The organism is Erwinia psychrophila, assembly GCF_039023475.1.
Classification (GTDB): domain Bacteria; phylum Pseudomonadota; class Gammaproteobacteria; order Enterobacterales; family Enterobacteriaceae; genus Erwinia.
Genome location: NZ_JBCHVB010000004.1, coordinates 197,662 through 218,741, shown reverse-complemented (window position 1 = coordinate 218,741; position 21,080 = coordinate 197,662). Strand labels below are relative to the sequence as shown.

21 protein-coding genes and 1 pseudogene are annotated in these 21,080 nt (G+C 54.4%); 10 read left to right on the top strand and 12 right to left on the bottom strand.

Annotated features, from left to right (window positions below):
* Window positions 1-14: 14 nt before the first annotated feature.
* The gene (gene bglB / locus AAH446_RS12130) at window positions 15-1,154 is read right to left on the bottom strand and encodes a beta-galactosidase BglB (RefSeq protein WP_342906940.1); all 1,140 of its coding nucleotides are present in this window, start codon (window positions 1,152-1,154) and stop codon (window positions 15-17) included.
* A gap of 23 nt (window positions 1,155-1,177) precedes the next feature.
* The gene (locus AAH446_RS12125) at window positions 1,178-2,779 is read right to left on the bottom strand and encodes an MFS transporter (RefSeq protein WP_342906939.1); all 1,602 of its coding nucleotides are present in this window, start codon (window positions 2,777-2,779) and stop codon (window positions 1,178-1,180) included.
* A gap of 304 nt (window positions 2,780-3,083) precedes the next feature.
* On the opposite strand from AAH446_RS12125, the gene adhP reads away from it, so the two are divergent.
* The 3 genes from adhP to AAH446_RS12110 all read left to right on the top strand — a co-directional run bounded on the left by adhP (window position 3,084) and on the right by AAH446_RS12110 (window position 6,376).
* The gene (adhP, locus tag AAH446_RS12120; protein WP_342906938.1) at window positions 3,084-4,097 is read left to right on the top strand and encodes an alcohol dehydrogenase AdhP; all 1,014 of its coding nucleotides are present in this window, start codon (window positions 3,084-3,086) and stop codon (window positions 4,095-4,097) included.
* A gap of 434 nt (window positions 4,098-4,531) precedes the next feature.
* Window positions 4,532-5,515 carry an alpha/beta fold hydrolase gene (locus AAH446_RS12115; RefSeq protein WP_342907127.1) on the top strand — a complete coding sequence of 328 codons (984 nt, stop codon included), beginning with the start codon at window positions 4,532-4,534 and terminating at the stop codon, window positions 5,513-5,515.
* A gap of 465 nt (window positions 5,516-5,980) precedes the next feature.
* Window positions 5,981-6,376 carry a polyketide cyclase gene (locus AAH446_RS12110; RefSeq protein ID WP_342906937.1) on the top strand — a complete coding sequence of 132 codons (396 nt, stop codon included), beginning with the start codon at window positions 5,981-5,983 and terminating at the stop codon, window positions 6,374-6,376.
* Between the two features lie 150 nt (window positions 6,377-6,526).
* Here the strand turns inward: AAH446_RS12110 and AAH446_RS12105 are convergent, their stop codons facing one another.
* Both AAH446_RS12105 and AAH446_RS12100 read right to left on the bottom strand, forming a co-directional pair.
* A complete protein-coding gene (locus AAH446_RS12105; protein ID WP_342906936.1) occupies window positions 6,527-7,660 on the bottom strand; it encodes a GNAT family N-acetyltransferase in 1,134 nt (377 codons plus the stop codon).
* Window positions 7,661-7,851: 191 nt separating this feature from the next.
* The gene (locus AAH446_RS12100) at window positions 7,852-8,751 is read right to left on the bottom strand and encodes a LysR family transcriptional regulator (RefSeq protein WP_342906935.1); all 900 of its coding nucleotides are present in this window, start codon (window positions 8,749-8,751) and stop codon (window positions 7,852-7,854) included.
* A 224-nt stretch (window positions 8,752-8,975) separates the two neighbouring features.
* Between AAH446_RS12100 and AAH446_RS12095 the strand changes: the two genes are divergently transcribed.
* The 3 genes from AAH446_RS12095 (at window position 8,976) to AAH446_RS12085 (ending at window position 11,214) form a co-directional block, all read left to right on the top strand.
* Complete coding sequence (locus AAH446_RS12095; RefSeq protein ID WP_342906934.1) at window positions 8,976-9,314, top strand: helix-turn-helix domain-containing protein; 339 nt, start codon at window positions 8,976-8,978, stop codon at window positions 9,312-9,314.
* A 114-nt stretch (window positions 9,315-9,428) separates the two neighbouring features.
* Complete coding sequence (locus AAH446_RS12090; RefSeq protein WP_342906933.1) at window positions 9,429-10,205, top strand: MBL fold metallo-hydrolase; 777 nt, start codon at window positions 9,429-9,431, stop codon at window positions 10,203-10,205.
* Window positions 10,206-10,233: 28 nt separating this feature from the next.
* Complete coding sequence (locus AAH446_RS12085; RefSeq protein WP_342906932.1) at window positions 10,234-11,214, top strand: GlxA family transcriptional regulator; 981 nt, start codon at window positions 10,234-10,236, stop codon at window positions 11,212-11,214.
* Here the strand turns inward: AAH446_RS12085 and AAH446_RS12080 are convergent.
* Complete coding sequence (locus tag AAH446_RS12080; protein ID WP_342906931.1) at window positions 11,211-11,855, bottom strand: helix-turn-helix transcriptional regulator; 645 nt, start codon at window positions 11,853-11,855, stop codon at window positions 11,211-11,213. The genes AAH446_RS12085 and AAH446_RS12080 overlap by 4 nt on opposite strands.
* A 6-nt stretch (window positions 11,856-11,861) precedes the next feature.
* Window positions 11,862-12,548: a helix-turn-helix transcriptional regulator gene (locus tag AAH446_RS12075; protein WP_342906930.1), complete on the bottom strand. Its 687-nt coding sequence runs from the start codon at window positions 12,546-12,548 to the stop codon at window positions 11,862-11,864.
* Between the two features lie 830 nt (window positions 12,549-13,378).
* Between AAH446_RS12075 and AAH446_RS12070 the strand changes: the two genes are divergently transcribed.
* Window positions 13,379-14,263 carry a DMT family transporter gene (locus AAH446_RS12070; protein WP_342906929.1) on the top strand — a complete coding sequence of 295 codons (885 nt, stop codon included), beginning with the start codon at window positions 13,379-13,381 and terminating at the stop codon, window positions 14,261-14,263.
* Window positions 14,264-14,416: 153 nt separating this feature from the next.
* On the opposite strand, the gene AAH446_RS12065 is transcribed toward AAH446_RS12070, so the two are convergent.
* Complete coding sequence (locus AAH446_RS12065; RefSeq protein ID WP_342906928.1) at window positions 14,417-15,004, bottom strand: TetR/AcrR family transcriptional regulator; 588 nt, start codon at window positions 15,002-15,004, stop codon at window positions 14,417-14,419.
* A 145-nt stretch (window positions 15,005-15,149) separates the two neighbouring features.
* Here AAH446_RS12065 and AAH446_RS12060 point away from each other — a divergent pair, with 145 nt between their 5' ends.
* The gene (locus AAH446_RS12060; RefSeq protein WP_342906927.1) at window positions 15,150-15,551 is read left to right on the top strand and encodes a RidA family protein; all 402 of its coding nucleotides are present in this window, start codon (window positions 15,150-15,152) and stop codon (window positions 15,549-15,551) included.
* Between the two features lie 242 nt (window positions 15,552-15,793).
* Here AAH446_RS12060 and AAH446_RS12055 read toward each other — a convergent pair whose 3' ends face one another.
* The 4 genes from AAH446_RS12055 to AAH446_RS12040 form a co-directional block, all read right to left on the bottom strand.
* Window positions 15,794-16,552 carry an iron ABC transporter ATP-binding protein gene (locus tag AAH446_RS12055; RefSeq protein ID WP_342906926.1) on the bottom strand — a complete coding sequence of 253 codons (759 nt, stop codon included), beginning with the start codon at window positions 16,550-16,552 and terminating at the stop codon, window positions 15,794-15,796.
* A complete protein-coding gene (locus AAH446_RS12050) occupies window positions 16,549-17,475 on the bottom strand; it encodes an iron chelate uptake ABC transporter family permease subunit (RefSeq protein WP_342907126.1) in 927 nt (308 codons plus the stop codon). The genes AAH446_RS12055 and AAH446_RS12050 overlap by 4 nt, the downstream gene beginning before the upstream one ends.
* 82 nt (window positions 17,476-17,557) lie before the next feature.
* Window positions 17,558-18,502 carry an ABC transporter permease gene (locus tag AAH446_RS12045; RefSeq protein WP_342906925.1) on the bottom strand — a complete coding sequence of 315 codons (945 nt, stop codon included), beginning with the start codon at window positions 18,500-18,502 and terminating at the stop codon, window positions 17,558-17,560.
* A gap of 9 nt (window positions 18,503-18,511) precedes the next feature.
* Window positions 18,512-19,399, bottom strand: coding sequence for a siderophore ABC transporter substrate-binding protein (locus tag AAH446_RS12040; protein ID WP_463322811.1), 888 nt, complete (start codon window positions 19,397-19,399; stop codon window positions 18,512-18,514).
* A 239-nt stretch (window positions 19,400-19,638) separates the two neighbouring features.
* On the opposite strand from AAH446_RS12040, the pseudogene AAH446_RS12035 reads away from it, so the two are divergent.
* Window positions 19,639-19,974, top strand: a pseudogene (locus AAH446_RS12035) (PIN domain-containing protein); the annotation flags it as partial.
* On the opposite strand, the gene gstA reads toward AAH446_RS12035, so the two are convergent.
* Window positions 19,967-20,566 carry a glutathione transferase GstA gene (gene gstA / locus AAH446_RS12030; protein ID WP_342906923.1) on the bottom strand — a complete coding sequence of 200 codons (600 nt, stop codon included), beginning with the start codon at window positions 20,564-20,566 and terminating at the stop codon, window positions 19,967-19,969. The pseudogene AAH446_RS12035 and the gene gstA overlap by 8 nt on opposite strands.
* A 103-nt stretch (window positions 20,567-20,669) precedes the next feature.
* Between gstA and AAH446_RS12025 the strand changes: the two genes are divergently transcribed.
* A complete protein-coding gene (locus AAH446_RS12025; protein WP_342906922.1) occupies window positions 20,670-21,077 on the top strand; it encodes a winged helix-turn-helix transcriptional regulator in 408 nt (135 codons plus the stop codon).
* Window positions 21,078-21,080: the final 3 nt, after the last annotated feature.

Genomic DNA, 21,080 nt, shown 5'->3' with positions numbered 1-21,080 from the left:
CTTTTTCCTTCTTATCAGAGATAAATATGCAGGTATTCTACCAGGCACAGAATCGCCATGGCCTGACCGTACGGCATTGAGGTCAGGGGGATCTGCCGGTAGTAGTCGAGGTTTTTGCCCATTGCGGTGCCGAACGAGACCTGGGTCAGTTCGCCATCGCTGTTAATATTTGCAATCAGTCCCTTCAGCGCTTTTTCCGCGACCGCCACATAGCGCTGGTCGGCATAGCGCTTGCGGGCGGCCTTCAGCATGCCAAAGGCAAAGCCGGCGGTGGCGGACGCTTCCAGATACGAGTCACGATCGTCCAGCAGCGTGTGCCAGAGGCCGCTTTCGTGCTGGCACTGCTCCAGCGCCGCCAGCTGGCTGTTCAGCACCTGTTGCAGGTAGCGGCGGGTGGCGTCGCTTTCCGGCAGGTCGAGCAGATCCAGAAACTCCGGGATGACGATGGTCAGCCAGCTGTTGCCCCGCGCCCAGCGGGCGTTAGCAAAATTATGGCTGCCTTCAAAAGTCCAGCCGTGGAACCACAGTCCGGTTTGCTTATCCATCAGATGCTGCGTGTGCACCAGAAACTGATATTTAGCCTCTTCAATATAGTCGCTGCGGTTCAGTAGTTTGCCAATTTTAGCCAGCGGCAGGACGGTCATCATCAGCGTGTCATCCCACATCTGTTGATGATTCTCCTCCGCCAGCGTGACGTGCTGCATGCCACCGCGTTCGGTCCGCGGCATATCATGCATAATCCACTCGGCCCAGCTTTCAAGATAAGGTAACCAGCGCGGATCCTGCGTCTCCTCATAGCGGTAAGCCAGCGTCAGAAACGGGCAGACGGTATTGACGTTGCGGGTGGTTGAACCCTCGGCGAAACGGTCAGCGAACCAGTCGTCAATAATGGCGCGCAGCCGGTCATCGCCGGTCTGCCGGTAATACTGATGGATGCCGTACAAGCCGATGCCGTGCGTCCACTCCCAGCCCGCCCAGCCTTTGGTATCGATAACCCGGCCATCATCCAGCCGCAGCAAAAACTCGCCGGTGTCGTCGGTGATATTCACCAGGTTATCCACCAGCTTATTGATCAGCTGATGCAGCTCCTGCGCGGAGATAAAACGATCCGGCTGGCGCAGCAGCGGGCTGTGTTTTACGGGGTAGATCAGCATAGCGTTTTCCTTACGAGATGAAATCAATGGGTCAAAGTATCCGATGGTCGTTCTGCCAGCGGGGCTGCCGGACGATCGGACAGCGGCTTCGCAGCGGGCTTATTACGGTTCAGATACCCAATATTGTTATTGCCCCAGAGCGACTCATAGGGCAGCCCGGCCAGCATTTCGACGGTGGCCCGCGCCTGAGGGGTAATGTTATTCGGCACGACATCGCCCGCTGCGCGCATTTTTTCCGTTTCCTCACGCAGGATTTGATGCGTGGCGAGGTTGAGCTTAAAGCGCAGCGAAACCATGAAGCCCATGCAAAGGACGATCAGCGTACCGACGCAGAGAATGGCGAGGATCGTATGGCTCACCGTAGTGGTCTGTTCACTTTTGCCCGCCACGAAGCCGGAAATCTGCATCACGATACCGACCAGCATCACGGCGCCCGCCTGAGAGGCTTTGCGCGTCAGCGTCATAATGCCGGCGAAAATACCCTCGCGGCGCTGCCCGGTAATCACTTCATCCACGTCGGAAATGTAGGTGTAGATATTCCAGGGCACGTAGTTGATGCCGCCGCGACCCAGTCCCGCCACGGCGGAAATCAGCAGCAGCAGCGAGAAGACATCGCTCAGTCCGGCAGCGTAAAGCAGGCCGTATGAGGCTGCGCTCAGGCCGAACAGCACCACGACAAAACGGTAGGAGGGCGCCGGGCCAAAGCGGATGCAGAGCGGGATCAGGCCGATAACCGCCACGAACTGCATAATCGCCATAGTACCCATCAGGTTTGACGCCACCGTCGCACTCTGCATCAGCACAAAAACCACGTAATAGGTGAACACCGCGTTAAAGACGTCCTGGGCGATATAGCCGCCAAGATACATACCCAGATGCTGGCGGAAAATACGCACGCGCAAGGTGGAGGTCAGCTCGACCTTCAGGCGTGACAGGCTCTGTTTCAGCGTCAGTTTCTGTTGCTCCGCCTCCAGCGCGGCCGTCGATTTCTTCTGCGCGGGTCGCTCCCAGGTATAGAGATAGACCAGCGTCAGTACGCCGGCGCAGATCACCGAAAACACCAGGCTTGAGTAAAAAAACGAGATGGCATTGTCTTTGCCGAAATAGCTCAGCAGCACGCCCGGCAGGAAAGCGGCCAGGATGGCGGAGAGCTGCGCCAGCGCGATGCGGGCGCCGGAAAATTTTGTTTTCTGCTTAAAGTCATCGGTCATCTCCGGCACCAGCGTTTCATACGGCACCAGAATGGAGGTATAGACTATCTCGAAGAAGAGGTAAGTCAGCAGGTAATAGACATAGGTCATGTCGCCAACCCACATCAGGCTGTAGCTGAATACCAGCGGAATACCGGTCAGAATAAAGAACTTGCGGCGACCAAAGCGTTTGCCAGGCCGGGTGGAGCCGAAATGGTCGGTCAGATAGCCCATCAGCGGACTGACCACCCCGTCCACCACGCGCGCCAGCGCGAAAATGGAGGTCGCCTCTATAGGGCTGAGGCCGCAGAAAGTCGTGTAAAAATACAAAAGCCAGGCCGAGGTAAGTGCCATCGTGCCCGCACCGAGAAAATCGCCTGAGCCATAAGCAAGGTAATTCAGCGTCCCTGGTTTACGTGTTGTCATAATAACCATCCTGTTAAGCCAACCTGTACGCCCGGCTTGCGTCGGGGGATGGAGCTAACGTAGAGCGATGGCGAACGGAAAACCTTTGCATCGTTGCCAGGCCTCAGCGGCGGATGACATCAGCATAAAGAGAATGCGTCCTCACTTCACTGATTTTATAAAAAGCCGTTTCAATTTTCCTGAATGCATATCTCAACTCTGAAATTTAATTGGCTCCCGATCGCTACGCCGCTTTCCCTGCGAAGAATCAAAGTGAAGTTCTTAAAGCGCTCTATAGTGAAGGGGGAGTTCAACCTTCAGAGAGGACAGGACGATGAAAGCTGCTGTGGTAAATAAAGATCATACCGTCGACGTGGTTGATAAAACGCTGCGGGCGCTGGAATACGGTGAAGCGCTGCTGAAAATGGAATGTTGTGGCGTCTGCCATACCGATCTTCACGTCAAGAATGGGGATTTCGGTGACAAAACCGGGGTGATACTGGGCCATGAAGGCATCGGCATCGTGAAGGAGATTGGCCCGGGCGTCAGCGCGTTGAAAGTGGGCGATCGCGCCAGCGTGGCATGGTTTTATAAAGGCTGCGGCCACTGTGAATACTGCACCACCGGTAACGAAACGCTGTGCCGTAGCGTCCAGAACGCCGGCTATAGCGTTGATGGCGGTATGGCCGAAGAGTGTATTGTGGTGGCCGATTATGCCGTAAAAGTGCCGGAAGGGCTGGATCCGGCTGCCGCCAGCAGCGTGACCTGCGCAGGCGTGACAACCTATAAAGCGGTGAAGGTTTCCGGTATTCAGCCCGGAAAATGGATCGCTATTTACGGCCTGGGCGGTTTGGGCAACCTTGCCTTGCAATATGCTAAAAATGTCTTCAACGCGAAGGTCATCGCGGTGGATATCAATGATGCCCAGCTACAGTTTGCGACCGAAATGGGGGCCGATCTGGTGGTGAACTCATTGAAAGAAGATGCCGCTAAAGTGATCCAGGAGAAAACGGGCGGCGCGCACGCGGCTGTTGTGACCGCCGTAGCCAAAGCGGCGTTCAACTCCGCCGTGGATGCGATGCGCGCAGGGGGGCGTATCGTGGCCGTCGGTCTGCCGCCGGAATCAATGAGCCTGAATATTCCCCGGCTGGTGCTGGATGGCATTGAGGTGGTGGGATCGCTGGTCGGGACAAGAGAGGATTTGGCCGAAGCCTTTCAGTTTGCCGCCGAAGGCAAAGTGGTGCCAAAAGTGACCAAAAGGCCGCTTGAAGAGATTAATGCGATTTTTAGCGAAATGCTGGAAGGAAAAATCAAAGGCAGGATGGTGATCGACTTCAAGCACCGATAGCATAATAAAGCGCGTCGACGCTAAGGTGCCTCTGGCACCTTGGCTCTCCGCAATCAGGCCTGCATATAAAAACTGGATCGTGCTGAGGCTCTGGGTTCCAGAATGGTGCATAAGCGCAGCCAGAGCAGCGAAACCATCCAACCTGTGTTATTCAGCATGTATATCCCCTATTACCCGCAGGCGTAAACGTTAACTTTATCCTGAAAACGCTGATGCGCCAGCGCGTAGCGCTTTTTTTGTTAAAGAACGTGACAGTCTGTTTGTGAAAAGTTTTGTCAGAATAGCGCTTACTCGCCCCGTCCATGCCCATTTCCTCTTTTTTCCCTCTTTTTTTCCGCTATGGTTAAGCCTGCGTCACATCACCTTGCAATATTTCAACATTTTGTAAATTTTAAAAGGAGCCGATCGTGTCAAAACCCCTTCGCCGCCTGGCTATGCTGAGCGCCCTCATCGCCTTTGGGGCCTCTGCCGCTGAAACCACGCCGCAGTACGGCCCGGAACTACAGGGCTTTGATATTCCGTATACTGTTCAGAAATTCGCTTTCACCTCGCAAAAGCAGCCTGTGACAATGGGCTACATCGACGTTAAGCCCAAAGGCACCGCAAATGGCCGTACTGCCGTACTGATGCACGGCAAAAATTTTTGCGGCGTCACCTGGCAGGATACGATTGATGCGCTGAGCGAGGCGGGCTACCGGGTCATCGCGCCCGATCAGATTGGATTCTGTACCTCAACCAAACCGCAGCATTATCAGTACAGCTTCCATCAGCTGGCGGAGAATACCCACCAGCTGCTCGACAGCCTGAATATCGACAAGGTGTCGCTGGTGGCGCACTCAACCGGCGGCATGCTGGCGACGCGCTACGCCCTGATGTATCCGCAGGGAGTGCAGAAACTGGTGATGGTTAACCCGATTGGTCTGGAAGACTGGAAAGCCAAAGGTGTCCCCTGGCGTAGCGTGGATGAATGGTATCAGCGCGAGCTGAAAACCACCGCGGCCGGCATCAAAGCCTACGAGAAGAAAACCTACTACGATGGACGCTGGAAGCCGGAATACGATCGCTGGGTCGACATGCTGGCTGGTCTGAATGCGGGGCCCGGCAAAGAGATCGTCGCCTGGAACTCCGCCTTGCAGTACGACATGATCTTTACGCAGCCGGTCTACTATGAATTTAAAGACCTGAAGATGCCGACCACGCTTATTATCGGTACCTCAGATACGACCGCTATCGGCAGCGATATTGCGTCGCCGGAGATCAAGGCGAAAATCGGCCACTATAACGTGCTGGGTAAAGAGGTCGCTGCCCTGATCCCGCAGTCCACGCTGATAGAATTTGACGGCATGGGGCACGCCCCGCAGATGGAAGAGCCGGAAAAATTCAACCAGACGCTGATTCAGGATTTAAATAAATCCTGAGGTTAACGACACTGTGATGTGCAGGCCTGCAAACAGGCCTGCATTTTTGCGCCGCAGCCACTGTTATCGTTGCGGTCACAGCGGCTGTTCGCAACATAACAATCCTGCTGGCAGATTGAGATGTTGCAGCGGTCAGCTGCAGGGGTAAGGACTACGTTGTCCGGTTTAGGCTGAAAGATCAGCGGCTGCACGCTTTGTGAAAACGCGACGCTGGAAAAAATGAGGCTCAATGCGGCAAGGGCGCGGTTCAGTTTCATCATTAACTCCGGATTGCTGAGCGTTTGGCTGCCGCTTCAGTATAGTAATTCGCCGCCATGGTGGCGGTTATTTCCCGTTGTTGCTGATAAATGATGAGGGGAAAACGGCAAGTACCGGCCTGAAACCCAGCCGATTGCAGACCGCGACGCTTTCCATCTTGCTGCCTGAATGGTTAAATCCAGTAACCTAAACTGTTCAGGAGGTTCCATGCTGCCATCGCAGACACTCAGTCTGACCATTCCGCGTAACTGGGTTGACCTGTATGAAACGATCTGGAAACCGGACTATTTTCCCCACTGGGCGTCGGGGCTCAGCCATTCTCCTCTGGTGCAGGAAGGTCACTACTGGAAGACTGTCGGACCGGAAGGCACGGTGAAAATTCGCTTCACCGACCACAACTCTTTCGGCGTGATGGATCACTACATCGATACTGGCTCCGGCAAGGAGATTTATGTGCCGATGCGCGTGGTGGGCAATCAGGAGGGTGCCGAAGTACTGATCACCCTGTTTCGCCAGCCATTCATGTCCGACGAAAAGTTTAAGCAGGATAGCGAATGGGTGCAGCGCGATCTCCAGGCGCTGCATACTCTACTGACCACCTGAGGTCGGCTGTCCGCCAATTCAGCCAGATTGACGTCGCGGCTGCCCGGAAGCGCCCCGGTATTTTATCCGTCGATCTGCCTGCTGATGCAGAGGGATGCATCATCTTCAGCGCGTGGCGTGATCCTCTAACCGCTGCGACGCCACGCCTGCTCAACCGGTTTCGCCGTCACGCCGGTAGGGCAGAGAGTCGCGGGCTTCTTCCGCCCAGGCAAGTACGCCTTCACGCTCCTGCTGCAAAAAGCCCGCAACCGCCTCATGTAGCCCCTCATGACGAAGATAATGCCAGGATTCGGTAATCACCGGCTCAAAGCCGCGCACCAGCTTGTGCTCGCCCTGGGCTCCGGCGTCGAAGCGCGTCAGGCCGTTGGCAATGGCGTAATCCATCCCCTGATAAAAACAGGTTTCAAAGTGCAGCCGGTTGAACTCCTCCAGGCAGCCCCAGTAGCGGCCATAAATCGTGGTGCCGTCAACCAGACTGAACGCCATCGCGGCCGCCAGGCCATTCTGGGTGGCCAAAACCACCCGGATCGCCTCCGGCATCTTTTCCGCCAGCAGGCTGAAAAATGACCGGGTCAGATAAGGCCGCTGCCCGCGCACGGCATAGGTATTGGCGTAGCAGGCATAGACGAAATCCCAGTGGGCTTCGCTTAACTGCCCTCCGGTCAGCCATTCAAATGCAAAGCCCTGGCTGGCGACCAGCTCTCGCTCTTTGCGGATCTGCTTGCGCTTGCGCGACATCAGCGTGTCGAGAAAATCCTGGAAGTCCCGGTAGCCCGGATTGTGCCAGTGATACTGGCAGCCCAGGCGGGCAAGCCAGTGCGCCTCTTCGCTAAGCAGCGTATGGGCATGGCGATCGCTGAAATTGATATGGGCGCTGAGCAATCCGCGCTGCTGAAGAAAACCGGGGAGCGCCGCGACCAGCTTCCGCCCCGCTTCGGCACTGCCCAGAAGGCGGGCGCCGGTGACCGGGCTGAAGGGAACGGCCGCCAGCCATTTGGGATAGTAGGGCACGCCCGCGCGCTGGCAGGCTTCTGCCCAGGCAAAATCGAATACGTACTCACCCCGCGAATGGCTTTTACGGTAGCCGGGCATGGCGGCCAGCACTTCGTCCTGTTCACACCAGAGAAGATGCTCAGGCTGCCAGCCCGTCCCCTGGCCAAGACAGCCACTCTCTTCCAGCGTGCTGAGAAAAGCGTGCCGGGTAAAAGGGCCGCCGTCAGGGAGAAGAGCATCCCACTGACTGGCGGGGATATCAGCCAGCTGCGTCAGAAGGGTCAGCGACACGGGTAAACTCCATATTAAGCCCGCCGCGGACGGTGGCCGTGGCAGATGGATAACAAAAGGCTACGTTGAAGGTTTTTGCAGCGAAGATCAACGCCTTCTCAGTTTGCCGCACTTCTGGTTAAGCCTGCGCCGCCTCTTCCTGGCCGGGTGCGCCGGGAAAGGCTTATCGACGGATCGGCGTGCTGTGCGGATCAGGGGGCAAACATCTGCGGGCCTGCCACTTTCAGCACCTTATAAAACCAGCTTTTCGCTGTGATATCCCCGATCTCAGTATGCCCGTAGAGAAACACCTCCTGGTTTGGCACCTGAAAAGGCAGCTCCAGTACGCGGCCATTACCGCGTTGGGCATAGATTCTGGCCGCGCTTGAGGGAAGCGTGACCAGCAGCTCGCTGGAGGCGATCAGCTCACCCAGCGCGGCGAAGTGCGGCACTTCCACGGCAATTTCCCGTTCAAGCCCGAACTCCTTCAGGCGGTCCTCAACAATGTGGTGGCCGCTGGTGGCGGAGACGACAACGTGCTGCTCCTGCAAATAGTCATCCAGCGACAGCGTGTCGCCGATGCGGGGATGGTTAACGTTGAGCAGGCAGACATAGCGCTCGTAAATCATCAGTTCGCGCTGGGCGGAGGAGACGGACTCATTGCGGCTACAGATGGCGGCGTCGATGCGGCCGGTCAGCAGCCATTCGTCCAGCCGGGTCATATCCACCGGCAGCACTTCCAGCCGGATACCGGGCGCCACCTGCCGCATATGCATAATCAGCTTTGGCAGCAGCAGCAGTTCACCCAGATCGGACAGGGCCAGACGGAACTTGTGCTGTGACGTGCCGGGCGAAAAAGTGCGCGTTTCCGCGACTGCTTTCTCAATGCCGGTCAGGGACTTTTTAAACACCTTATAGAGATGGACTGCCGTTGGCGTTGGCTCCATGCCCTTGCGGCTGCGCTTAAACAACTCATCGTTGGTTTCGGCCCGCAGGCGGGCTAAGGCATAACTGGCCGAGGGTTGGGTAATAAACAGACGATCGGCCGCGCCGCTGACGCTGCGCGTTTCGTAGATAGCGGTAAATACGCGGACTAAATTGAGATCTAACATAATGCGCCTTTATAGATGTAATCTATATACCGAGATTTATATTATCTATTTGAACTATTTTACGCTTCTTTATACCATCCACGCCATGAGAATAAGGCTGCCCGTATAATCGACAGCCTTATTTTATTTTATAATTAAAAATCAGTTAATTAGATATATAATCGCATTCCCTGGCGGGGACGGCGGGCGTGATATGCAGCATGCCTGTCGGAGGAGAGAAGTAAGTGAAAGGTGAAATTGTCGACGTTATTACCGACTGGATTGAAGCCCATCTTGATGATGGGTTAAATATCGAGGACGTGGCGGCCCGGTCAGGTTACTCAAAATGGCACCTGCAACGTGCATTCAAAGAGCAAAAAGGTATTACGCTTGGCACCTTCATTCGCAGCCGCAGGCTGGATGAAGCAGCCAAATGTCTGGTCAGTTCTCATAAAACCATCATGACCATCTCAACCGATTTGGGCTTCTCATCGCAGCAGTGTTTTCAGCGGGTTTTCAAGAAGCATTTCAACGTTACCCCGAAAGATTACCGCAACCAGCATCGCGAGGCGGGGTGTGGTTAAATTGACCCAATTCCATCGTTAACTGACCTGCGGGACAATGGTTTCGTCGCCTGAAGAGCGGATAATTATGAGAACGGGCCATGCCGGCACCGTATGAATAACAGGAGCAGGGCGATGAAAATTATGCAGGTTCGTAACGCGACCCAGGTAATTACTTTTGCGGGTAAAAAATTTCTGATTGATCCTATGCTGTCTGATAAAGACGCCTGGCCCGGCTTTGAAGGCACGGTCAATTCCTTGATCCGTAATCCCATGGTCGATCTGCCGGTGGATGTCGCTACTCTGCTCGATGTGGATGCCATTATCGTCACGCATACCCATCAGGATCACTGGGACGAGGCGGCTGTCGCACAGATCTCCAAAGATAAGCCCATCTATGTTCAGAATGAGAATGACAGGGAACTCCTCCATTCTCAGGGCTTTACTCATCTTCAGGTGCTTACGGCCAGCACAACGTTTGGGGATATTGATCTGATCAAAACGGCGTGCCAGCACGGTTCCGATGAAGCCTACGCTAACCCGCAGCTGGCTGCCATTCTGGGCGATTCCAGCGGCGTGCTCTTCCGCCATCCCTCCGAAAAAACGCTCTATCTGGTCGGTGATTCCATCTGGATCAATGCCGTCGCGGATAACATGCGGAAATATACCCCTGGCGTGGTGATTCTGAACACGGGCTGGGCGCATAAACTGGGTTATGGCCCAATTATTTTCGGTAAAGAAGATATTCTGAAAACCCATATGATTCTGCCAGAAGCTAAGATTGTCGCGACGCATATGGAAGCGGTAAACCACTGCCTGGTTACCCGAAAAGCGGTGCTGGCATATGCGCAGATCAATCAGATCGATGCGCTGGTCAGCGCGCCGGCCGATGGTGAAACGATCGCTTTCTGAATTTACGGGTGTGGTGGGGGAGGAGAGTATGTCCATAAGCAGCGTTGCGATAGTCGCTACCGAAGGGTTCAGTACGTTTCACTTCTCAATACCGCTGATCCTTTTCGGCGACACCGTCACTGACAAACCTCTTTTCACGCGGCTGATCTGTGCAGAGAAGCCGGGGTTAGTCTGGTCAAAAGAAGGCACGGCGGTACGGGCGGATTACGGCTTTGAAGCCCTGGCAACGGCCGACATTGTGATCGTCCCATTCTGGGACAAAATTCACGAGAAACCCGCCTCTTCATTACTGAATGCGCTGGTCACCGCCAGGGAAAACGGTGCCAGCCTCGTCGGACTCTGCCTCGGCACCTTTGTGCTGGCCTACGCCGGCCTGCTGGACGGACATCGGGCTGCCACGCACTGGGAGTTTGAAAAGGATTTTCAACAACGGTTCCCGGAGGTTCAGCTGGATGTCAACGTGCTCTATGTGGAGGATAACGGCATCATTACCTCGGCGGGAACCGCCGCCGCGCTCGACTGCTGCCTCTATGTCATCCGCCAGCGGTTTGGCGGCAGGGTGGCAAACCAGGTGGCCAGAAGGATGGTCACACCGCCGCACCGTGAGGGCGGGCAGGCCCAGTATATTGAGCATCCGGTACCCCATAGCACCACCGACAGCCGGATTAACAGGCTGCTGGATTATCTGCGAGGTAATCTGCAACAGAGCCACGATATCGATTCGCTGGCCAGCAAGCTTTCCATGAGCCGCAGAACGCTGACCCGGCACTTTATGAAGGCGACAGGCCTGTCCATCGGCGAGTGGATCACCGCAGAGCGCCTTCATCGTAGCCAGGAGCTGCTTGAAACGACGGCCTTACCCATCGAGCAGATTGCCGGATTAGCGGGTTTTCAGTCAGCCATCACCTTTCGCCAGCTGTTCCGGCAGAAGCTTGGCGTCAGCCCTGCCGAATGGCGAAAGACCTTTCGCGGGCAATACGCGTCCGCGGAGCCAGGCGCGGCCCGCTAACTCAGGCTGATGTAACCCTGCTTCAGAAAGAAGGGGGGGACATAATTATCCCAGCCGTTAGCGAAACAATGCTCTGTCAGTACGGATTGATTAACGACGCCCGCCTTTTCACAACAGCGGGAGATCCTGTTCCTTAGCGTCAGGCCGCTGATGCCCAGCGTGGTGGCCATAACCTTTCGTTTCACCCCGCATAACAGTAAGAGAATCACTTCCCACTCCCGGTCCGTAAATAACGCCGAGGGCGGGGTAAAAACCAGAGGTCTTCTGTCATGCTGATGGAGAAAAGTTGAAAGATAGACGTTGGTCAGTTCAATATAGGTGCAAATAATGGCAGGCGATTTGTCCGGCAACGTCCAGGGACGTTTCTCAACCCGATAGGCGCTAATTTTTCCTTTGCCGCCGTAATCGAAAACCTTCAGGGCGATACTCATTTTATGCGTGGAGAGAATTTTCCTGTCATCCTGCAAAATATATTTACAGGCATGGTGTAAGGCCGGGATCAGGTCCGCATCCGTGCAGCCTGTTAACGCGCTTTTTCTTACCCTGAAATAGCGGCAGGCTAAATCATTAGCGTAAACATACCTGGACCGGGTATCTTTGATTGCCCAGCCGAACAGCGATTTGTCGAAGTAAAATTCCATTCGTGTTTACCCGGTAATGATGATATGACCTTTTTTCAGGAAAAACAGAGGGATGTAATTATCAAAGTTTTGGCTTCGGCAATACTCAATCAGCGAAGAGGCGGCGCTGACGGCGGCTTTTTTATAGCAGCTTCTCAGCCTGCCATTAACGGCATCCACAGAAATGCCGAGCACGCCAGCGATCTCTTTCAGGCTCAGGTTGCACTGGAGCAGGTAAACCACTTCCCACTCTTTCTCGGTGAAAAAATCTGAGGGTGCCTGGAACGTCGCATGCTGATTTATTTTCCCATTAAATAACGAGGTCGGGGTGATGATATTAACATGCCTTACGCTGATAACCGTACCTGTGCAAATATGGTTTTCATCAAATAAGGGTTCCTGGATGCTGTAAGCCGGCTGCATTATCTTCTCTTTGCCCTGGATATGGGTGGTTATCGCCCTGACCGCATTGCCCGTAAGCTCTATATATCTTTCCTGTTTTGCGAACAGATCGGAAAATTCGGCAACAGGAACGGGCATATCTTTGATATTTTTTCCTTCATAGTTATATTTTGGTGAGAGCATTTGCCACTGTTTTAATGCTTTATTCGCATAAACGAAGTTTGAATGGGTATCTTTTATGGCCCAGCCAACGACGTTATCATTTTCAAACAGACTAATTAATTTTTCAGGGGCTGAATATCCTTTCATCATACCACTCCTACATTAATTGAACCCTACACAAAGTGAACCTTACATTAAAATACCCTTTTAACTTCAGCCGGAAAAGACTAAAAAGGTGGTGTACGTCAACACCAGGTATTACTTTAAAAATAAAATTACAATCATTACAGCCCCATAGTCTCAGGTTATGGGGCTGCTTTATCAGCGATGACGTAATACCGACTACAACCCAATCTTCACCTGCCCCAATGCTCATACAGAGACTCTTTAGCGAAGAACTGCTGGGAATAAAGCGATAGCTATTGCAAAAAATGGCGTCAGCACTCTATTAAGGCTGAAAAAAATAACGGGATAACGGTCCTGATGTGATTTTCCCACCGGCGCGTTTATATTGCACCACTGAACTTCTCCGCAACCCCGGACAGGGGACTTTAGCGGGTAAACTTTCCTTGAAACGATACCCGACAGGGCAGCATATCATAAAGGTGAAGGCATTAAGCACTCAGGAAGCGCCTGTGCCTGTTTTTATCCCATGAAAAGAGAATTGTTTTTTTGAGGTTAATCACAATTTCAAACTTTATATGGCTTTACGATTAACAAGCAGAGCATTTAGGCGCGGTAAGCGTACATAAAGCTAAACATAATAATGAACATGTCACCATCAATACTTAATATGGGGCTGAGTGAACTTATGATATTTTTTAATAAAGTTGTAAAAAATCCGCAACATGAAAAGCATTTTATTCATTCTGCCATTCGCAGAATGTTACTATAGCCAGTTAATGAAAAAATTATATGCATTTTGTTAGCCTGTCTGGTCGGAAAGGATTACTGGCAGTTATTTATCAGGGAGGTGGCATATGGCTTATTTATTACTGGCGCTGGCGGCACTATTCTGGGGAGGAAACTACGTTATTGGGCATATATTAGTGCAGTATATTGACCCCTATGGCTTAAGCCTTATCCGCTGGGGAGGAACAACGTTGCTTATGGTTGCGCTTTACTGGCAGGCATTTTGCCGCGATATACCTCTTTTATGGCACAACCTGGGCATTAACCTGGCGTTCGCTTTCCTGGGCCAGGTCAGCTTCCCGCTCAGCCTCTATATTGGATTGCAATATACGTCATCCCTCAACGCAGCTATTTATATTTCCAGTACACCCTGTCTGGTTTTATTCATTAATTACTGTATTTTCCATGAGCGCATCTCGGCCAGAAATATTATTGGCGTTATCGCCAGTACGGCGGGCGTCATTTATCTTGCCTTTTCCAGTGCCGGCGGTGCTGGCGGTATGCACGCCTTTGGCTGGGGCGATGTGCTGACCATTATTTCCGCATTAAGCTGGGCGTTTTACTGCGCGCTGTTGCGGCTAAAAAACAAACAGGTCAGCAATACTTCGTTTGTCGCTTTCAGCTCATTGCTGGGTACAATCATATTGATTCCAATATTTTTATTCCATGCCGCGCTGGCGACGGATTTTCACGGCGTGATCTACAGGCTATCGCCGTTGGTTATCGCTGGTATTCTCTATCTGATTATCTTTCCGTCATGGCTCTCATATGTTTTCTGGAGCAAAGGCGTGTCGCTGATTGGTACTACCCGAAGTGAAATTTACACTCATTTAATCCCCTTATCGGGGGGACTGATGGGGATCGTTTTTCTTGGTAATAGCTTTGAGGGTTATCACATCATTACGCTGCTGCTGATTATCTTCGGGATTGTCTGCTGCTCCACGAAAAAGTAAGAAGGTGTTATTCCGCATGGAGATGATGCTCCTGTCGGGAGAGTCAGGTCGGCACTTCTGATAAAACCAGGCCATTTTATCAGGGTCTGCCGGCACCTGTTGCTGAACTATGCGCTGAGGGGCAGGCAGACTGAACCGACAGAAGCGAATGCCTTAAAGACGCAGCCCCTCAGCCATCAGCACAAATGCCTCCGTCGCTTTTGGCAGTCTCAGATCGGGTTCTTCAGCGGCCGCTACCCATAATGCAGCATTCAGCGCCGCACCGTTAAGCAACCGGGCCGCCGCTTCCACATCGACCGGCTTCAGAATGCCCTTACTGACCATCTCAGCCACAGCGTGGCGGGTGGCTTCAAGACAGGCGTTCTGGCTTGGCCAGCTTGAGGGATCGCCAAGAAAAGCGGGCCCGTCCAGTAGCACGATACGTTGTACCTCGGGATCGAGCGCCATTCTGATATAGGCCGATCCTTCGGCTACCAGCCGTTCCCAGCCTTCGGTAGCCGTACTGGCTACCTCTTTTGCCCGCTGCGCCATTTCGCCGTCAAGCTGAGCTACTACGGCGGCCAGCAGGCCCCGTTTATCGCCGAAATTATGATACAGCGCGCCACGCGTCAGGCCGGCGCTTGCCGTCAGCTCATCCATCGATGATGCGGCGAAGCCCTTTTCCGCAAAGGTTTTGCGTGCCGCAGCGATCAGCTTAAGCCGGTTCTCTTCCATCATTTCAGCGCGACGTCTGACTGCCATGCAAACACTCCACTTTCATATACGCGACGTATTTATTTTTTGACATACGGAACGTATGTGCTATTAATTCTACATACGAACTGTATATCAGATGAAAGACGCACTTTACCATCCTTGCTGCTATCTCACAAAGAAGAGGTCACTCATGCTTAAAAGAGAAACGATTTATCCTGCCGGCCGCCACGATCTGTATAAACAATATGGTTACTCTGCGGCGATTCGCTCGGGCGATTTGCTGTTTGTTTCCGGGCAGGTTGGCAGCCGGGAAGACGGTTCCCCGGAACCCGATTTTGCCGCACAGGTCAGGCTCGCTTTTGACAACTTGCAGGCTACCCTGGAGGCGGCGGGATGTGGGTTAAACGATCTCATTGACGTCACCACGTTTCATATCGACCCGGAAAATCAGTTCGCCACGGTTATGGCGGTCAAGCAGGAGCTCTTTCCGCAGGCCCCTTATCCAAACTGGACGGCGGTGGGGGTAAACTGGCTCGCCGGCTTCGATTTTGAGATCAAAGTGATTGCCCGCATTCCTGAAGGTACGCAGTGAATAAGAGATAGTTTGCTGAAGCTTTCAGTCAGTCTCTGACTTAAATTTCGGTGACGCCCCGGAAGTATTGCAGAAAGCGGGGCGTTGCCGTGCTATCCGGCGCATCCATCGCCTTTCCCGTCAGCTGCCACGCCGGTAACAGCATCAGCCAGGTTTTGCATCGTCTGAAACTGGTGTAACGCAGCGGCATCCATCAAAGAAGGCGGCGGTACATGCTCACCTGAGGGTGAAACGGGCGCTGATTACCGGTAATAAACGGCGATATAGCAGCCGTTCACTTGTTCAATGGCGACCTGGGTGTCAAAAATATGCTCGATCTTCTCCGCCGTCATGATTTCCGCTGGTGCGCCCCGGTAGAGGATCTCTCCTCCCTTCATCGCGATGATATGGTCGGAATAGGCGGAGGCGAAATTGATGTCGTGAATAACCAGTACGATGGTTTTATTCAGCTCATCCGCCGCCCTGCGCAGCTGCTTCATCATCGCCACGCTGTGCTTAATATCCAGGTTATTCAGCGGTTCATCAAGCAGCACGTACTGCGTATCCTGGCAGAGGACCATTGCCACAAAGGCGCGCTGGCGCTGGCCGCCTGAAAGTTCGTCGAGGTAGCGTTCCCGTAGCGGAAGGAGGTCGAGAAAGGCCATCGCGCTCTCAATATAGTGGCGATCCTCTGTGGTGAAACGCCCCTGGTTATAGGGATAGCGTCCAAAACTGACCAAATCGTACACCGTCAGACGGCTGGTGAAATGGTTCTCCTGCCGCAGGATAGAAAGCACCGTGGCCAGCGTTTTCCCCGGCGTCTTTTCCACATCCAGCCCGTTGACGCTGACGCTGCCGCCATCCGGCTTAAGAAGCCGGCTCATAATGGAGAGCAGGGTGGATTTGCCGGCACCGTTAGCCCCGATAATTGAGGTAATGCCGCCCTGCGGGATGATTTCGCTCACCTGATTCAGAACGGTGGTTTCCTGATACTTCTTTACCACTCCATTAATTTCAATCACAACGCGGCCTTTTTGATCAACAGATAGAGAAACAGCGCGCCCCCGGTGAACTCAATCACCACGGAGAGCGTTCCTGCCATATCCAGCATACGTTCCAGAACGAGCTGACCACCCACCAGCGTAATGACCGCCGTCAGAAATACGCCGGGCAGCAGGTACTGATGGCGGTGCGAGCCGAGGATCTGCCAGGCAAGGTTAGCGACCAGCAGCCCCAGGAACGTTAGCGGCCCGACAAGCGCCGTTGAGACGGCGACCAGCAGCGAAACCAGCAGCAGAATGGCAATCACTTTTTGCTGATAAGCCACGCCCAGATTGATCGCGGCGTGCCGCCCCAGCGCCAGCACATCCAGTTCATGCCGCATACGCCAGACCAGTATCGCCACGGCGGCCACAATCAGCACGGCAACGGCGACGATCTCGGGAGCCGCACGGGTAAAGGTGGCAAACATGCGCCCCTGTAAAATCGCAAATTCTCCCGGTGAAAGCAGACGTTGCAGCAGGGTGGAGAGGCTGCGGAACAGCGTACCGAAAATCAGGCCCGTCAGCAGCACGCGGTGCAGATTAACGCCCAGCCCGCCCAGCAGCCAGCGGTAGAGCGCGACGGAAAACAGCAGCAGCAGCAGGGCTTCGCACAGAAACTTCCCGACAATACCCAGCACCCGGAAGCCGTCGGCATCGACAAAAAAGATCAGGGCGGTCTGGATCAGGATAAAAAGCGCTTCCAGCCCCATAATTGAGGGCGTCAGAATGCGGTTATTGGTGACGGTCTGGAAGAGCAGCGTGGCCACGCCCGAGGCAAATGCGACCAGCAGCATGGTGGCGAGAATGAGCCCACGATGAACCAGGATATAGTGCACATTGCCCTTCAGGCCGATCGTCATAAACAGCACGACGGAGAGTAAAGCCAGCGCAGCCAGCAGCATCAGACGCCTGGCCGGCGTGCTGAAGCGCGGTTGCAGAGGGGTTACGGGCAGGGCCGGTGAGGAAGAGTCAGCCTGCATAGCGTTAAGTCCTCAGCAGTAAGTACAGGAAAACCACCGCGCCGATGACGCCTAAAATGACGCTGGCCGGGATTTCAAAGGGATAGACGATCAGGCGACCGATAATATCGCAGAATACCACCAGCCCGCCGCCGCAGAGCGCAACCCAGGGAATGGTGCGTCGCAGATTATCGCCCATCGCCAGGCTGATAATGTTCGGCACGATCAGGCCCAGGAAAGGCAGGGCGCCAACCACCACGACCACCACGCCGCCGATCACCGAGACAATCGCCATTCCCGCCAGCAAGATGTACTGATAGTTCAGGCCGATATTAACGGAGAAATCTTTACCCATTCCCGCCACGGTGAAGCGATCGGCAATCAGCATCGCCAGCAGCGTCAGCGCACCGACAATCCACAAGAGCTCATAGCGTCCCTGCAACACGCCGGAAAAATCCCCCGACTCCCAGCCGCCCAGCGACTGCAGCAGATCAAATTCCATTGCCAGAAAGGTGGTAACCGCACTGATGATCGCCCCCAGCATAATGCCGGTGAGCGGCACCATAAGCGGGGACTTTATGCGCATACGCTGTAGCAGCAGCATAAACAGCGCGGTGCCGCCCATGGCGAACACTGTGGCAACGCCCATTTTGAGCAGGACCGGGGCGGCAGGATTAAAGATCATCACCAGCAGCAGGCCAAGGCTGGCCGACTGCGTGGTGCCCGCAATAGAAGGTTCGACGAAGCGGTTTTGCGTCAGCATCTGCATGATCAGTCCGGCCACGCTCATGGCGCTACCGGCCAGCAGCAGCGCCAGCGTGCGCGGAACGCGGCTGATCAGGAAAATGTCGCGCATATCCGCATCGCTCCAGACGCCCTGTAGGGTCATCTGTCCCGCGCCCACAAAGAGGCTCCAGGTCATCAGGCCGAGCAGCGCTGCCAGGCCCGTTACGAAACCGAGACTTTTCATGGCGCGCGCTTACTGTTCCTGTTTTGCCTGATCCAGCGTCGCGCTGATTTTATCCATCAGCTGGGTGTAGCTTTGCAGACCACCGGCGATATAAAGCGAGCTGGAATCGAGGTAGACAATGTGCTTATGCTGCCAGGCGTTCGTTTTGCGGATGAGCGGGTTATCCAGCACCTGCTGAGCGGACTGCCCCTCGTTGCGGCCAATAGCGTTATCGCGATCTAGCACAAAAAGCCATTCAGGATTGGTTTGCAGAATAAATTCTGATGAGACCACGTTACCGTGACGGCCCGTCTGCTTAAAAGACGTTGCTGGCTCAAAGCCCAGCGCATCAAAGACGAAGCCAAAACGCGAGCCCGGCGTATAGGCTGACATTTTTCCACCGTTGATCATGATCACCATCGCTGAACCGGCGTCGGCAGACTTCGCCTTAATCGCCGCGATTTTTGCGTTGAAGGCAGCCAGCAGCGCTTTTGCCTCAGCCTGTTTGCCAAAAATAGCGGCCAGCTGGTCGGTACGCTCGGTCAGGCTGGCGACAAAATGTTGCGGATCAAGGTCCAGAGAAATGGTTGGCGCGATGTCGCTAAGCTTGTCATAGGCGTCGCGTGCGCGGCCGCCCGCGATAATCAGTTCCGGTTGTGCCGTGGCCAGCGCCTCATAGTCAGGTTCAAAGAGCGTACCCGCATTCAGATACTCGCTGCCCTTATACTTTGCTAAAAACGCGGGAAGGTGCGTGCTGTTTTGCGGCACGCCAGCCACCGGGATGCCCAGCGCATCAGCAATATCCAGCGTGGCGGGGCTGAGAATAATGACCTTCTGTGGATTCAGTGGCACCTGGGTGGTGCCCTGCGCGTGTTCAATAGTAAGGGTGGCCGGTTCCTGTGCCGCAAATGCCGTCATACAGCCGCTGAGAAGCAGGGCAGCGGTAACCAGCGTGGAGGCGAACGCCTGACGTAATTTCATTTTCTCTCCTGAAAAGTGAATGCGTAGTCGCGAAGTAATTAAATGCAAATCATTCGTATTACCAATTGTTGCAATCATACGCGAATGAAGCAGAAAAAAAACAGTGCTTTTCGTTTTCCTTCTGCATTCTCCTTCCGGATAAGCTTTTCAGGGCTGTTGCACAACATACATGAGCGGGTGAAAAGGCCTCGTCGTGTCACGGGCAACTGGCTGATGCCTTCTGCGCTCACCTCGACGCCGTGCTGCCCTGGGATCGCGCTGCGGTAGACGCCACCACCGGGATTAAAGCCGCTCTGGCTGCCGCCGGCACGCCGATCGGCCCAAACGGCACGGCTATTGCCGGACATGCCGTTGCCACCGGTGCCGTTCTGATAACGAATAATGTCAGGGAGTTTGAGCGGATAGCGGGACTGATGCTGGAAGACTGGAGCCGGCAGGTGATCCTTTGTTCAGAAAAGCGCGCCCGTGGCTATACCACGACGGGCGCGCAGGCAGGCAAAAGGATCAGATAAGCCCTTCAGCCTTCATTGCAGCCTGAACGGAAGGACGGCTGGCAATAGCGGCCTGATAGCGCTGAATGTCGGGCCAGGCGTCAAGGCTGACGCCGACAATGCGCGCCCATCCCAGAACGGTAAACAGGTAAGCGTCGGCGATGCTGAAAGTGCCGGTCAGCGTCTCTTTTTGGCCTAATGAGGCGGCCAGCCACGCCAGACGTTTGTTAAGGGTAGCCAGCACGTTCTCTTTCCACTCTCCTTTCACCGCCGGATTAAAGAGTGCGCCCATATTTTTGTGCAGCTCGGTAGAGATAAAGCTCATCCATGTCAGGGTGTCGTAACGCGCTTCCCCCTCAGCGGCTAGCAGTCCGGCTTCCGGTTTGCTGTCCGCAAGATACTGGGAAAGTACCACGCCTTCGGTCATCACTTTGCCGTTGTCGAGCCGGAGCGCGGGAACATAACCCTTGCTGTTGATCTCCAGGTAATTCTCACCCTTCTCCGTCTGTCGGGTTTTCAGATCCACTTTGACCAGCTCATGCTCAATGCCCGCTTCGTGCAGAATGATGTGCTGAGTCAGGGAACAGGCACCAGGTACGTAGTAAAGCTTCATGGTTTTTCTCCTTTCATTATTATTGTCACCTGGCGTAGCATATTCCCTTCGAACTTTTACGCAAGTACTTACCTTTTGGTAAGTTTTAGGCTTCCGGAACAGCATGAATCCACAACAGAAAGAATTACCGACGGCAAACGTCTTCAGTGCAACCTGTCCGGCAAGGAAAATACTGGGCGTTCTGGCCGATAAATGGGCGCTGCTGCTGCTGCACTCTCTGGCCACGCAGGGACCGGCAAGAACGGCGGAGCTACGCCGTCGGGTGCAGGGCATTTCAGAAAAGATGCTGATCCAGACGTTGCGGCGCCTGGCGCAGTATGGGCTGGTACACCGGCAGGCTTATCCAGAAGTGCCGCCCAAAGTGGTTTACCGGCTGACGGAAACGGGCGTTTCGCTGAGCACCCATATCCAGGCGCTGGATCGCTGGGTGGAGGAGAACGCGGCGGCGCTTTCCCAGGCATACGAGGGTGACGTGACTGAACATCCCTCTGCCTCAACGCCAGCGCGGTAGCAC

What these genes read in the sequence shown, in the direction of transcription:
- bglB (WP_342906940.1), bottom strand. Translation starts at nt 1,154, where the DNA reads ATGCTGATCTACCCCGTAAAACACAGCCCGCTGCTGCGCCAGCCGGAT.
- AAH446_RS12125 (WP_342906939.1), bottom strand. Translation starts at nt 2,779, where the DNA reads ATGGTTATTATGACAACACGTAAACCAGGGACGCTGAATTACCTTGCT.
- adhP (WP_342906938.1), top strand. Translation starts at nt 3,084, where the DNA reads ATGAAAGCTGCTGTGGTAAATAAAGATCATACCGTCGACGTGGTTGAT.
- AAH446_RS12115 (WP_342907127.1), top strand. Translation starts at nt 4,532, where the DNA reads ATGCTGAGCGCCCTCATCGCCTTTGGGGCCTCTGCCGCTGAAACCACG.
- AAH446_RS12110 (WP_342906937.1), top strand. Translation starts at nt 5,981, where the DNA reads ATGCTGCCATCGCAGACACTCAGTCTGACCATTCCGCGTAACTGGGTT.
- AAH446_RS12100 (WP_342906935.1), bottom strand. Translation starts at nt 8,751, where the DNA reads ATGTTAGATCTCAATTTAGTCCGCGTATTTACCGCTATCTACGAAACG.
- AAH446_RS12090 (WP_342906933.1), top strand. Translation starts at nt 9,429, where the DNA reads ATGAAAATTATGCAGGTTCGTAACGCGACCCAGGTAATTACTTTTGCG.
- AAH446_RS12085 (WP_342906932.1), top strand. Translation starts at nt 10,234, where the DNA reads ATGTCCATAAGCAGCGTTGCGATAGTCGCTACCGAAGGGTTCAGTACG.
- AAH446_RS12080 (WP_342906931.1), bottom strand. Translation starts at nt 11,855, where the DNA reads ATGGAATTTTACTTCGACAAATCGCTGTTCGGCTGGGCAATCAAAGAT.
- AAH446_RS12075 (WP_342906930.1), bottom strand. Translation starts at nt 12,548, where the DNA reads ATGATGAAAGGATATTCAGCCCCTGAAAAATTAATTAGTCTGTTTGAA.
- AAH446_RS12070 (WP_342906929.1), top strand. Translation starts at nt 13,379, where the DNA reads ATGGCTTATTTATTACTGGCGCTGGCGGCACTATTCTGGGGAGGAAAC.
- AAH446_RS12065 (WP_342906928.1), bottom strand. Translation starts at nt 15,004, where the DNA reads ATGGCAGTCAGACGTCGCGCTGAAATGATGGAAGAGAACCGGCTTAAG.
- AAH446_RS12060 (WP_342906927.1), top strand. Translation starts at nt 15,150, where the DNA reads ATGCTTAAAAGAGAAACGATTTATCCTGCCGGCCGCCACGATCTGTAT.
- AAH446_RS12050 (WP_342907126.1), bottom strand. Translation starts at nt 17,475, where the DNA reads ATGCTGCTGGCTGCGCTGGCTTTACTCTCCGTCGTGCTGTTTATGACG.
- AAH446_RS12045 (WP_342906925.1), bottom strand. Translation starts at nt 18,502, where the DNA reads ATGAAAAGTCTCGGTTTCGTAACGGGCCTGGCAGCGCTGCTCGGCCTG.
- AAH446_RS12040 (WP_463322811.1), bottom strand. Translation starts at nt 19,399, where the DNA reads ATGACGGCATTTGCGGCACAGGAACCGGCCACCCTTACTATTGAACAC.
- gstA (WP_342906923.1), bottom strand. Translation starts at nt 20,566, where the DNA reads ATGAAGCTTTACTACGTACCTGGTGCCTGTTCCCTGACTCAGCACATC.
- AAH446_RS12025 (WP_342906922.1), top strand. Translation starts at nt 20,670, where the DNA reads ATGAATCCACAACAGAAAGAATTACCGACGGCAAACGTCTTCAGTGCA.